The 12406-nt window shown below is 37.6% G+C and carries 13 protein-coding genes and 1 riboswitch; of the genes, 5 read left to right on the forward strand and 8 right to left on the reverse strand.

Features of this window, described 5'->3' with window-relative positions:
- Window positions 1–34: 34 nt before the first annotated feature.
- Complete coding sequence (locus N178_RS23810; RefSeq protein ID WP_045295315.1) at window positions 35–349, reverse strand: YckD family protein; 315 nt, start codon at window positions 347–349, stop codon at window positions 35–37.
- A gap of 73 nt (window positions 350–422) precedes the next feature.
- Window positions 423–1541 carry an NAD(P)/FAD-dependent oxidoreductase gene (locus N178_RS23815; protein WP_045295316.1) on the reverse strand — a complete coding sequence of 373 codons (1119 nt, stop codon included), beginning with the start codon at window positions 1539–1541 and terminating at the stop codon, window positions 423–425.
- A 336-nt stretch (window positions 1542–1877) separates the two neighbouring features.
- Between N178_RS23815 and N178_RS23820 the strand changes: the two genes are divergently transcribed.
- The 5 genes from N178_RS23820 (at window position 1878) to N178_RS23840 (ending at window position 7080) form a co-directional block, all read left to right on the forward strand.
- Window positions 1878–2390 (forward strand): CBO0543 family protein, encoded by a 513-nt coding sequence (locus N178_RS23820; RefSeq protein WP_025751926.1) that lies wholly within the window; start codon window positions 1878–1880, stop codon window positions 2388–2390.
- 66 nt (window positions 2391–2456) lie between these two features.
- Window positions 2457–2639, forward strand: a riboswitch (Lysine riboswitch).
- Window positions 2640–2777: 138 nt separating this feature from the next.
- A complete protein-coding gene (gene lysA / locus N178_RS23825; RefSeq protein ID WP_045295317.1) occupies window positions 2778–4106 on the forward strand; it encodes a diaminopimelate decarboxylase in 1329 nt (442 codons plus the stop codon).
- A gap of 52 nt (window positions 4107–4158) precedes the next feature.
- A complete protein-coding gene (locus N178_RS23830; protein ID WP_045295318.1) occupies window positions 4159–5421 on the forward strand; it encodes a dicarboxylate/amino acid:cation symporter in 1263 nt (420 codons plus the stop codon).
- Between the two features lie 137 nt (window positions 5422–5558).
- Window positions 5559–5693: a hypothetical protein gene (locus tag N178_RS27955; RefSeq protein ID WP_013057043.1), complete on the forward strand. Its 135-nt coding sequence runs from the start codon at window positions 5559–5561 to the stop codon at window positions 5691–5693.
- 475 nt (window positions 5694–6168) lie between these two features.
- A complete protein-coding gene (locus N178_RS23840; RefSeq protein WP_045295320.1) occupies window positions 6169–7080 on the forward strand; it encodes a LysR family transcriptional regulator in 912 nt (303 codons plus the stop codon).
- Window positions 7081–7309: 229 nt separating this feature from the next.
- Here N178_RS23840 and N178_RS23845 read toward each other — a convergent pair whose 3' ends face one another.
- From N178_RS23845 to N178_RS23870, 6 genes are all read right to left on the reverse strand, one after another.
- Window positions 7310–7978, reverse strand: a complete 669-nt coding sequence (locus N178_RS23845) for an O-methyltransferase (RefSeq protein WP_045295321.1) — start codon at window positions 7976–7978, stop codon at window positions 7310–7312.
- A 199-nt stretch (window positions 7979–8177) separates the two neighbouring features.
- Window positions 8178–8897 carry a pentapeptide repeat-containing protein gene (locus N178_RS23850; RefSeq protein WP_045295322.1) on the reverse strand — a complete coding sequence of 240 codons (720 nt, stop codon included), beginning with the start codon at window positions 8895–8897 and terminating at the stop codon, window positions 8178–8180.
- Between the two features lie 15 nt (window positions 8898–8912).
- Entirely contained in the window at window positions 8913–9242 is a 330-nt protein-coding gene (locus tag N178_RS23855) for a PadR family transcriptional regulator (protein ID WP_080890248.1), read from the reverse strand.
- A gap of 162 nt (window positions 9243–9404) precedes the next feature.
- A complete protein-coding gene (locus tag N178_RS23860; protein ID WP_045295323.1) occupies window positions 9405–9980 on the reverse strand; it encodes a GNAT family N-acetyltransferase in 576 nt (191 codons plus the stop codon).
- A gap of 174 nt (window positions 9981–10154) precedes the next feature.
- Window positions 10155–10628, reverse strand: a complete 474-nt coding sequence (locus N178_RS23865; RefSeq protein WP_029714707.1) for a hypothetical protein — start codon at window positions 10626–10628, stop codon at window positions 10155–10157.
- 244 nt (window positions 10629–10872) lie between these two features.
- A complete protein-coding gene (locus N178_RS23870) occupies window positions 10873–12333 on the reverse strand; it encodes an aminoacyl-histidine dipeptidase (protein ID WP_045295324.1) in 1461 nt (486 codons plus the stop codon).
- Window positions 12334–12406 lie beyond the last annotated feature (73 nt).

Below are 12406 nucleotides of genomic sequence, written 5' to 3' on the forward strand. Positions count from 1 at the left end.
GCCTATACAGGCGCTTTTTTTATGTGAATAGGAATTACTTTGAATGATGCATGTTATGACAGTGCCGCTTCGGCACAAAACCATTTTTCTCTATATGCTGATAGCGATTTTCCATATGTGAAGAAATGTTTTGACTCTCCGTTTTGCTTAGCACGCCGTACTCCACATATTTTGAAAGTATTTCTTTCTTTTTTTCGAACATTTCTTTGTACAGCACGGATAATTCCTGCTTTTGCTGAGACGTCAGCTTCACGTCTTTTGTTTCTGGCTGAGGATTGTTTTCCGCTAATACAGGCGTCGCGCTCATAAATAAAAAAGCTGCTGCTGCACTTATTATAACCTTTCGCAAACAATCTACTTCCTTTCATCATGTAGTAGTTATAGTTTGCGAACTTCTATTTGTTTTCATTCATTCTATTTGCTTAGGACTCAATAGCTCCTCTTACATCATAATCGCTAAGATCAATTTCCATTTCCATTTCAAGTGCTAATTTAGCAAGTTCTGAACCAAGATAAGGGCCCGACGTTAAGCCAGAAGCTCCAAGACCATTTGCTACTAGTATTCCTTCGTAAGCCGGAAGAGCTCCAATGACTGGCAAGAAGCCCGGAGTAAATGGTCGAAATCCTACCCTTGTTTCTAAGACTGTGCTTTCTGTTAAGCCGGGAGCAATGGATAAGGCCTTTGAAAAAATTTCATGAAGCCCCCCAGCCGTTACTCTCAAGTCATAACCCGTATCGTTTTCATGTGTTGCTCCTATGACAATTTGACCTTGTTCAAACGAAAGAATATATTGGTCGCTTGGAGGCATCACAACGGGCCAGTCTTTGGTATCTAAATCTGGAAGATGCAAGTGGACAATTTGCGCTTTTTGAAAGCTTGCTAAAAATTCCACTCCAAGAGGCTCTAGTAATTGATTTGCCCACGCTCCTGCTGTCAAGATTGTTGTACTTGCTAGAAGGGTTTGTCCATTTACGGAAACGCCCGTTACTCGATTATTTTCATAAAGAAGTTCTGCGTTTCCTTCTATTGTTTTTGCACCGTTTTTCTTCGCTGCATTCACAAGTGCATTTCGAAGAGCTCTTCCGTTAACGCGAGCGGCTCCGCTAATATGAACTGAACTGTATTCTTCGGAAAGAACCGGAAACAAAGCCTGTGTTTCTTTAGCTGATAAACGTGTAATCTCGCCTATTTCAGGAGCTTCTTCCCGACGCTTATATGCTCGTTCTTCCATTTTTTTAAGCTTTTGGTCATCAGTATGTAAGCTAATTGCTCCTACTCGCTTATATCCCGTATCCGTTTCTCCATCTTCTTCTAATTGCTGAATTAATGTTTGATAGTACTTGGCGCCGCCTTTTGCTAAGCGGTACCATGCTTTATTTCGACGCTGTGAAAGCCATGGACAAACAATTCCTGCTGCTGCATCAGTAGCTTGACCAGCATCCTTGCGATCTATTAATGTCACATCTGCTCCTGCTTTTGCTAAATGATATGCTGTAGAAGCTCCAAGTATCCCTGCTCCAACTACGATGTATGTTTTCATACCAAAACACCCTTTTCTTTCTTCTAGTATTCTCATGCTATATGTATGTAATTTTAGCATAGCAAAAAAAGAAGCCACATACTAGGCGAAGCTATTTTTAACTTGTTTTTGGCGCGTGCTGATTTTGACATATAGCTCCCTTCATCGTAAACAAAAGCGTTAGAAGTTCTTTTACCGAGAGTATAGCAGGGTGGAGAAAATCATAAATAGTGATCGTACATCTTTAACGCTGTTGCTTACCGCTTTTCTATTATAGGTTCTGAATAAAAAGATAAAAGAATAAAACCGCTATAATATGTAAATAAAAAGAAATAACCATTATTTTAAGGAGAGCGTATGCAATCTTCATTTGTATTATTTTTTATCATTCTTGGTTTACTATTTGGCAAGTGGCGAAGATATCAAGAATACTATCCTACTTTGCTGTTTTGGGTCACGGGGAATTTGCTTTATGAAGTGCTGCTGTTTCATCACCGGGTATGGGTATTTCATCCTGTTGGTATTGACCACCTTTTTCTACCCGATCACCTAATGGTCTCCCTTGGAATAACCTTAATTATTTATCCGTTTGTCATACCGGTATTTTTAGGAAGGCTGCCGCTGCATGTAAGCGGCCGGCTGTGGTGGATTCTTTTGTGGGCGCTTTTATTTACTGTGATTGAGTTCATTGCTTATGTTAATCACAGTATCACTCATCATTATGGATGGTCGCTGCTGTGTTCTTTTCTCTTCAATATTGTCACGTTCTCACTTTTAGTGATTCATCAGAAGACAGCGCTGGCTGCTTGGATACTCTCTGGAAGCTTCATAGCTTTTTTATTTATCTTCTTTGATATTCCTATGCCTTAACTTTTCATTGACTAGACAGAGGAAAAGGAAATATAATAGGAGTTACATTTAAATATAATTTTCCTCTCTGAGAATAGAGGTGCATGAAATCAAGAGTCACTTATTGGAGACTAATGGAGTCTGTGAAGATAAGTAAAAGGGATTTCGTGCCGAAGTATATAAACATCCATTGTGTTCATATACTGGTTCAGTATTGAATAAATGCTGAGCTGTCACAAACCATTTGGTTTGTGGAGAGCTATTGAAGAGATGTTGATGCCTAGAATGTAATAATACTTTATTATTATGAAACCAAGACGCGTGAACATCACTTCACGGGTCTTTTTTGTGTTTTTCTACTGACCATCAAAGTTATAGTTGAATGATTTAAATGGAGGGATACGGATTATGTACTTACATGGAACGAGTAAAATTAACAGCAGCAATCATTTAGAAATTGGGAAGTGCGATACGGTTGAACTGAAAAAACAATACGGCACTCCCCTATACATCTACGATCAAGAATTAATTGAGACAAAATGCAAGGCCTTCCATTCAGCCTTTCAAAGAAGCGGATTTTCATATCAAATCGCCTATGCAGGGAAAGCGTTTCTTTGCATGGAAATGGCTAGCCTTTTAACGAAGCTTGATATGTCACTAGATGTGGTCTCAGGAGGAGAATTATTTACAGCTCTTGAAGCTGGATATCCAGCTGAACGCATTCATTTTCACGGAAATAACAAAACGATTGAAGAAATGGAAATGGCTCTTGATGCGAATATTGGCTGTTTTGTTGTGGATAACTTCACCGAACTTGAAGTTTTGCATGCGTTAGCAGCTGAGCGCAAACAGAAAGCATCTATTCTTCTGCGTGTTACTCCAGGGATTGAAGCCCACACACATGAGTATATTATGACCGGACAGGAAGACTCCAAGTTTGGATTTGGTCTTTCCAATGACCAAGCTATGAAAGCGGTAAGTTCTGCCTTAGAAAAGCCTTACTACGATCTTTTAGGCATTCATTGTCATATTGGTTCGCAAATTTTTGAAGTAGATGGTTTTTCTCGCGCCATTGATATTTTAACTGATTTCTTATTCAGTATTCGTGATAAAATGGAGTTTGAAGTAAAAGTTTTAAACGTAGGTGGTGGTTTTGGTATTCGTTATACCGAAAGCGACTCTCCTCTTCCAGTTGAGTATTATGTAGATGCACTGACAGAAAAGCTAAGCCGCACGTTAACTGAACAAAATTATACCCTTCCAGAAGTTTGGATTGAGCCTGGAAGAAGCATTGTAGGAGAAGCAGGTACAACGCTTTACACAATTGGCTCAACTAAGGAGATTCCAGGTGTACGCAAATACGTAGGAATTGACGGCGGTATGACTGACAATATCCGTCCTGCCCTTTATGATGCAAAACATGAAGCTGTCTTGGCTAATAGAGTGACGGATAAAAAAGATGAAACGGTATCAATTGCGGGGAAATGCTGTGAATCAGGAGATATGCTTATTTGGGATATCGATTTACCGCGCGTTAATCAAGGAGATTTACTAGCAGTATCCTCTACAGGTGCCTACAACTATTCAATGGCTAGCAATTACAACCGTATTCCGCGCCCTGCTGTTGTATTTGTGAAAAATGGAGAAGCTCGTCTTGCTGTAGAGCGAGAAACATACGAAGATTTGGTGCGTAAAGATGTAAAGCCAGTCGTTACTACCTATGCAATGAGCAAATGATAGCTGTTCTTGCGTAGTAAAGAAGCTATTGTTGTTTGGAGGAAATCTAACTATGGTTTTAAGTGTATTTAAAACGTACAGATCATCGCTTATTCTGCTTCTCGCTATTTTAATTGGCGGGATAGCAGGATATGCTATCGGGCCCGATGTGGCAGTCGTAAAGCCCTTTGGTGATTTGTTTCTTAATTTAATGTTCATGATTATCGTTCCCCTTGTCTTTTTTAGTGTTGCTTCGGCGATCGCAAACATGAACGAAATGAAACGTCTTGGTAAAATTATGCTGGGTATTGCCGTTGTGTTTGTCGCCACTGCTGCTGTTTCAGCCGTTCTAGGCTTTTTAGGCGCCTCACTTTACAATCCCCTGCACAACGTAGATACTTCTGCCATTAAAGAATTAATGGGTGACAGTGAAAATACAGCTGAAAAAATGGCCCTTTTAACTCAGCTTGTTAGTACATTTACTGTACCTGATTTTGTTCAGTTATTTTCGAAAGAGCATATTTTACAATTAATTGTCTTTGCCGTTATTTTCGGTATTGCTACAACGATGGCTGGTGAAAAAGGACAGCCTATGGCGAAATTTCTGACTTCTGGTCAAGAAGTATCGATGAAGGTTGTTAAAATTGTGATGTACTATGCTCCAATTGGTTTAGGATGCTATTTTGCTACTGTAGTAGGAGAACTTGGACCAAAGATCTTACAAGGGTACGCTAGAGCATTTATTCTTTACTTATTAATTGCAATCGTTTACTATTTTGGCTTCTTTACGCTATACGCATGGATTGCTGGCGGTAAAGCAGGAATTAAGCTGTTCTGGAAAAATGCAGCCGCTCCTTCTATCACCGCTATTGCTACCTGTTCTTCTGCTGCATCTATTCCAGTTAATTTAGATGCAACAAAGAAAATGGGTGTGCCGCTGGATATTGCTGAAACAGTTATTCCATTAGGAGCAAACACCCATAAAGATGGTTCTGTTATCGGCGGTATTCTAAAAATTGTTTTCTTATTCAGTTTGTTTGGCAAAGATATGACGTCTGCTACGAGTATTTTGAGTATTTTAGGCGTAGCCTTTTTAGTTGGAGCCGTAATGGGAGCGATTCCTGGAGGCGGTATGATTGGCGAAATGTTAATTATTACAATTTATGGATTTTCTCCAGAAGTCCTGCCTATTATTGCGGTCATTTCAACGATTATTGACGCCCCTGCTACGCTTTTAAACAGTACGGGAAATACAGTAACAGCGATGCTTGTTACAAGGTTTACAGAAGGAAAAGACTGGATTAACAAAATTATCACCACCGATAAAGTCGCCTAGTAAAAAAGCAAAGGAACAGTCTTAGTGACTCTTCCTTTGCTTTTTTCGTGTGCAGTAATATCGATAGCGATGTATAAAGTCTGTAAATACGCACATTCTATAGGTATGTTGCATAACCGGACTGGAGGTGTCGTCTAATGAGTAACGCTGCAGGAGGTTCAAAGAAGAATCAACCGAATGATGCGAATCACGTAAGTGCAGAAACAAAAGCTCATCAAAAACGTCTCACTGAGCAAAACAAACAAGAGCATCAGGCTGAAGAGCGCAAATAAAATGACGTTAAAGAACGTGTGGCACAGGCTCTGCGTTCTTTAACGTCATTTTATTTTTAGAAGGAGCTTCATAGCGCCGCTCGTTATAGGTCTATCGTACAACCTCCTTTCAAACTTTTACATATTCTATTAATAGGTTTGTAAAAGGAGGAATGATATGATGTTTTCTTGGCTAGAGATTACAGCCGCAGCCTTTGGACTTTCAGTTATTTTGATAAGTCTTGCATTTTTGCCCGAACGTAGATGCAAAAATCTTTATATTCCCCATCAGCTAATAGCAAAATCTAGGTTTCTCTATAAAAAGATTATTTGTTTTATAAATCAACTTCGACAGAAACTTTAGTTTATTTTTTCCCTGTTTTTATTCATTGAATAGATTCTCCCTTTTTAATCAGCGCATTTACAGTAAATAATTTAATAGGTAAAATAAAGAGTAAAGAAAAAGGATAAGCAGTTTGCAGAAATGGAGTTTCACATGGAAATCAGAGACTTAGAATACTTTATAGAGGTAGCGAATCATAAAAATTTTACAAAGGCAGCGCTGCAAGTTCATTTGTCACAAACGGCTTTAAGTAAAGCCGTCAAAAAAGTAGAAAATGAACTAGGATTTGAGCTTCTTGATCGTTCGACAAGAGAATTAAAGCTGACTGATGCAGGAGAAGTTGTGTATCACCAGGCAACTAAAGCTCTGTCGGTGTTAAAAGACATGCCTCACTTGTTGGGAGATTTGATGAATTTGCAAACCGGGCAAATCAAGATGGGAGTCCCTCCGCTCATCGGGACCTTGTTTTTCCCGAAGATTGCAAAATCATTTAATAAACAATACCCTAAAGTATCTCTAGAGCTTATTGAATTTGGAGCAAAAAAAATTGAAGCGCTTGTGGAAGAGGCTGGTGTAGATATGGGGATTGTTATGCTTCCTCTCACAAGCGGTCATGATGATCATTTTCACGTATACCCCTTCGTTAAGGAAAGGTTTCTGTTATACGCCCATAAAAACCATCCTTTAGCGAAACGTTCTTCCGTCTGGATGAAAGAATTGGAAGATGAAAAATTTATTATGTTCAGTGAAGAATTTACGCTGCACGACCGGTTAATTCAAGATGCTTTAAAATCAGGCTTTGTGCCTTCTATCGCGTATAAAAGCTCTCAATGGGATTTAATTATTGAATTAACAGCGGCAGAACTTGGTATTGCTATTTTACCCGAATCGCTTTACGCCAAGGTAAAGGACCCGAACATTATTACGATACCTATTGCAGATCCAGAAATGATGTGGGAACTTGGAATTATTCTGTTAAAAGAACGCTACAGTTCATTTGCTGTACGAGAATTAATTAGTTTTTTAACCGAAAAACAAATGACAAATAAGTTGGACGCAAATTAAATAGAGGCTGGGAGATAACGGCATCAATCCACTCTAAAGACGAACGGATCGGATACATGATCTGAACAGCTAAAAGCAAATACATGCATGAAATCTACGTTTACTATCACCGTAAAAAAAACCGCACGATGAATCGAGATTCTCCATCAAGAACTTGAATTCATCGTGCGGTTTTTCCTTCAACAAAACTACTTTTGTCCCAGCCTCTTTATATGTAACACGAGTTCTATCATTCAACAATTCCTAAAATAAAGCCATCATAGCCTTTGCTTCCAACGGTTTGTATAGCCGTGGCACTGATTCGTTTTTCTTGAGCCAGAGCATTCATAAATTGGCGAATTCCCTTTACATTTTCATCTTCACTTTCTGCATTCACCACATGCCCTTGACGAACAACATTATCACAAATAATCAGACTTCCTTTTTTCGATAATTTCAAGGCCCACTTTAAGTAATTGGGGTTATTCGGCTTGTCAGCATCAATAAAGATAAGATCGAACGGCTCTGTTCTCCTATCCTTTAATACAGCTAATGTATCAAGCCCGGGGCCGACAATGACTTCTACTAAGTGACTTACTCCCGCTCTTTTTAAATTAGCTCTTGCTACTTCTGCATGCTGAGAGTTTAATTCCAGCGTAATAAGCTGCCCGTCTTTCGGAAGAGCTCTGGCTAGCCAAATGGTGCTGTAACCTCCAAGAGTGCCAATTTCCAAAATGCGTTTAGCTCCTTTTAATGAAGCTAACAAATGCAGAAACTTTCCTTGACTAGGCGAGACGTCGATAGCAGGTAGTCCAGCCTCTTGATTTGCCTTCAATACCTCCTCAAGAATGGGGTCAGGTTGTATAAGCTTATTATTCATATAAAGATCCACTTCATTCCAAATTTCATATATAGACATTTCCATACTCCTCTACATAAGTCATAAAAGCTTTATTATTATTTAAAAGATACGAATATGTTTTTCTCATATCCAGCTTGTTGCCGTAATCGTTCGTATTATGAATGTGTTCTAGCTCTCTACTAAACTATCCTGCTCGCTCTTAAAAAGAATTGTTATATGTCCATAAAAAAGACCTTCAGAGAGGTCTTTTTTATCTTTAAATAATCGTAACTTTACTAAGATCTATCTTGGCGCTTTTTAAAAAGTTATATGTCAATTTATCCATTTTTGCACCTTCAAAATCGGATTTCTTTAAATCTGATCCTCGAAACTGTACATTTAGCAAAGTTGCGTTGCGAAATGAGGATTTTTTTAATGATGTTCCTTCAAAGATTGTTCCGTTAAATGTTTCTTCGTCAAACACAATCTCTGTTAAATTACATTGCTTAAAGTACGTATTGTCATAGATACAATCTTTAAAACTAGCCTGTTTAAAATTTGCCCATTTAAACTGTACGCCTGTCAGATTAACGTGATGAAATATCGCTTTCGTTAAATTACTGCTTTTAAACATGCTGTCTGTAAGGTCTGCGTAGCTAAAATCAGATTCGTTCAAATTACTTGCATTAAATTTCCCTTTATACACCGATACAGAACGAAAATCAGATTTTGCAAGCTCGGTCTTTGAAAAATCCATAGGAACGGTTTGCTTCAATTCCTTTGTGGCTACATTCATTGATTCAATCAGTTCAGTGAGATCACCAATAGAATTGATTGTCATATGATAAGCCTGTTCCTCACTGTGTCCGTCTTTTTTGTAGTCTGTAAACTTTTCCTGCAAATTCTGTGATAGTTCTTCTTCTAAATCTTGAACGTTTTTTACATCCTGATAAGGAGCAAAAATGTTATGCACATGATTTTTTATTCTTTCGTTCATTTATAACATCCTTTCTTACAGCAACAAATCAATAATTTTTTTCGCTTGCTCCCAGTTTTCTTTGTTTTGTTTATATATGCTTTTTCCTTGTTCTGTAATTTTATAGTATTTTCTGCGACCGCCTTGTACGGCATCTCCCCAGTAAGAAAGAATATGTTCATCCTTTTCTAGACGCTTCAAGCTTGAATACATTGTGGCTTCTTTTAATTCATACTGCTCTTTAGAGTGGGTATAAATAAGCTTACTAATTTCATAACCATACTTATCGCCGCTGAGAAGTAATTTTAGAATCATTGTATCTGTATGTCCCCGAAGTAAATCTGAAGACATTTTTGCATATACCAAAGTATCACCTCTTTATGTATAATTTAAATCATATTACTATGACAGTCAAGGTATTATATTTAATAAACTACTCTGATTTATAATTGCTCATATATGCAAGCAGCTCAATCCGTAAAAAATAGCCGGTACGTTTCTACCGGCTATTTTTTAGAAGACATCTTATTATCCGTTATGACTGAATTTAAATACTATCGGTGTACGTTCTGTTTCTATTTTCCAAATCATGTGATGATACCCTTTGCTCCAGTAATCTTTTACTAGATAATGTGGTTCTCCAAATGTTTTTTTCCATACGTTCTGAGCATTCTTGTATCCGCTGTCCAAACAGATTTTTTTAATTTCTCTGCTTTGAAGCGTAAGCAGCATAATATGTACAAGCAGTGTTCCTACCCCGTTTCTTTGGTACTTTGGATGAACAAAAACTGTGCCGATTTCAATCCATCCCTGCAGCTCCCCTTTTGTACACGCCGTAATTAATTCACTAACAGGACCATATTCAATACAGCCAATAATTTTATTGGTACACGTATCTATCGCAAGCCAAAAGAATCGATGTTTTCCATTGCTATTAAGGTCGCATTTTAAATATCTTCTTTTACTTTCAATTTCTATTTGTATATCGTTCACCATGTCAGATAAGCCTTCTTTATGAAAAGTATCTGTAATCACTGCGCTAAAAAGTTCGTGGATTTCTGCGCTGTCTTCTATTTTTGGTCTTCTTATTTCAATATGATCCAATGTTCATTCCTCCTGATTATTTCACGTCCGAATATGAAGTTTTCCCTTTATTATTTATCAATATATGTTGATAATCCTTTTCTTTTTCTACAGTTTTTCCAACAAAAAAGCACGAGAAGCTTTAAGCTCTCGTACTTTTTATCCCGTAGATTCTACTTTTTCTATTGGAAGCTGTTAATACGGATTCACAAAGCTCTGTATTTTACATACGAAATCAGAAAGATCCTCCTTTATTTCTTTATCCTCTGTTTTCTCTATTTGCTCCTGTATGGCGTCAATCATTAAACGTGCTTTTTTAGGATCTATAGACGCCTGTTGACTGCTATTGTTTGATAAACTCTTCAAAATTTGATTAGTCATTTTATTTTTATCATGAATATAAAATAACATTTGAGGGACTTGATTAATTAACAGATTTACGTATCTGCGAAACTCCTCTATCTCATATAATTCTCTTGAATTACTTTTAAAGCCATCAACGGAAAGCATAAGACTTTGATAGCCTTTATCACTGCGTTGATTAAGTGCTTTAATGACTTTTAAAAACCGATCGAACTTTAGATAACGTATTTCTTCTTTCTTTAATTCTAAAAATTCAATTTCTCCTTTTTCCAAAAAGGGATCTTTGATAAGACTATTATCATTCATATACATTCTCTCCCTACTAATTTATTAGTTGCAGAGCTTGTTTTGAATTTATTTGTCTATCGTTTTAGTAATTGTTTACCTCTTTTAGGGCCATTTTAAAACCTTTATTTGTAAAGCGCTTACATAAATGTTCTCAATTGCCTGTTGCATTGAGGGCACCCTGTTTATTATATGATAAATGACGAATGAAAAAGAGCTCCTTTGCAGAAGCTCTTTTTAAAAAATTATAGGGATCCTGATAACTTTATATCTTATTTGCTTCTGTTAATACTGCTAATAAATATTCCCATGTCTTAATAGTAGACGAAATGCTCAGGTGCTCATCAGGCGTATGAACGTCGTACATATCGGGTCCAAGCGAAATGGCATCTAATCCAGGGATTTTTTCTAGGAAAATACCGCATTCAATTCCAGCATGGATAGCGATGATCTCTGCCTCTTCTCCATACTTTTCTTTGTAAACCTTTTTACATAATTCACGAATTTTTGAATCTCCATTGTATGCCCATTCAGGATAATTACCTTTTGTTTCAACTGTTCCTCCGACTAATTGAGCAAGGATTCGCACTTGGCTTACTATTTTTTCTTTTAAGCTTTTTACTGAGCTGCGAATTTCATTTTGAAGAACAACCTCAGATTCGCTAGTAGTGATTACGCCTAAGTTGGTAGAAGATTCTACTAATCCTTCAATATTCATACTCATGCTTTGAACGCCGTTTGGTGTTAGCATAATGGCTTGTACAATTCGTTCTGTTGTTTCTTTTGTAAAACATTTCTTAACGCAAGAAGATTTGTTCATTTTCAAATAGACGCCCGGATCAGCCGCTTGTAATTCGTTCTTTACTATTTCGTTCCACTCACGAACCTTATTTTCAAACTTTCCTACCTCAGAAGGCTCCAGCGTTAGAATTGCTTCTGATTCACGGGGAATCGCATTTGATTTTAATCCTCCGCTAATGCTGCTTAAAGAATAGGAAAGTTCCTGCTGTAAATCATATAAAACTCTCCCTAGCAGTTTATTAGCATTTCCTCTCTCTTTGTCAATTTCCATTCCGGAATGTCCGCCGCGCAATCCACCGATGCTTAAGCTGTATGTCTCTGACTTATCGGAAGGCGTCTCCCAGCTTAGCGGGATACGAAGTACACCTTTTACCCCGCCTGCGCTGCTGACAAGCAGCTTTCCGTCTTCTTCTGTATCAAGATTAATAAAGATTTCCCCTTCAAAATGAGCCGGATTTACAGCAATAGCTCCCCCCATAGTTGTTTCTTCTTCAGTAGTAATGACTACTTCAAGAGAAGGATGTGCTATATTTTGAGCATCTAGTAAAGCCAGTGCATATGCAACGGCAATACCGTTGTCAGCTCCTAACGTAGTACCATCTGCATAAAGCATATCTTCCACAACTCGCAGTTGAAGCGGATCTTTTTCAAAATCATGGACAGTTCCTTTATTTATCTCGCATACCATGTCCATATGTCCTTGCAAAATGATGGTTGGAGCATTTTCATATCCTTTAGCTGCCGGCTTTTTAATGATTACATTTAAAGCCTCGTCTTGGATAACCTCAAGGCTTCTTTCTCTTGCAAAAGAAACTAAATAGTTACTAATTTCTTTTTCATTTCCAGATCCTCTAGGAATAGCTGAGATTTCGTTAAAGAAATAAAAAACCGGATGTTTAATTAATTCATTTACTGTTTGCACCATATGTATCATCCTTTCTAATCTGTACACTCTTTTATCATACTATTTATCTTTACAGTAGAAATAGCATATGAGG

It is taken from the genome of Priestia aryabhattai B8W22, from assembly GCF_000956595.1.
In the GTDB taxonomy this organism is placed as follows: Bacteria; Bacillota; Bacilli; order Bacillales; family Bacillaceae_H; genus Priestia; species Priestia aryabhattai.

What these genes read in the sequence shown, in the direction of transcription:
- N178_RS23815 (WP_045295316.1), bottom strand. Translation starts at nt 1,541, where the DNA reads ATGAAAACATACATCGTAGTTGGAGCAGGGATACTTGGAGCTTCTACA.
- N178_RS23820 (WP_025751926.1), top strand. Translation starts at nt 1,878, where the DNA reads ATGCAATCTTCATTTGTATTATTTTTTATCATTCTTGGTTTACTATTT.
- lysA (WP_045295317.1), top strand. Translation starts at nt 2,778, where the DNA reads ATGTACTTACATGGAACGAGTAAAATTAACAGCAGCAATCATTTAGAA.
- N178_RS23830 (WP_045295318.1), top strand. Translation starts at nt 4,159, where the DNA reads ATGGTTTTAAGTGTATTTAAAACGTACAGATCATCGCTTATTCTGCTT.
- N178_RS27955 (WP_013057043.1), top strand. Translation starts at nt 5,559, where the DNA reads ATGAGTAACGCTGCAGGAGGTTCAAAGAAGAATCAACCGAATGATGCG.
- N178_RS23840 (WP_045295320.1), top strand. Translation starts at nt 6,169, where the DNA reads ATGGAAATCAGAGACTTAGAATACTTTATAGAGGTAGCGAATCATAAA.
- N178_RS23845 (WP_045295321.1), bottom strand. Translation starts at nt 7,978, where the DNA reads ATGTCTATATATGAAATTTGGAATGAAGTGGATCTTTATATGAATAAT.
- N178_RS23850 (WP_045295322.1), bottom strand. Translation starts at nt 8,897, where the DNA reads ATGAACGAAAGAATAAAAAATCATGTGCATAACATTTTTGCTCCTTAT.
- N178_RS23865 (WP_029714707.1), bottom strand. Translation starts at nt 10,628, where the DNA reads ATGAATGATAATAGTCTTATCAAAGATCCCTTTTTGGAAAAAGGAGAA.
- N178_RS23870 (WP_045295324.1), bottom strand. Translation starts at nt 12,333, where the DNA reads ATGGTGCAAACAGTAAATGAATTAATTAAACATCCGGTTTTTTATTTC.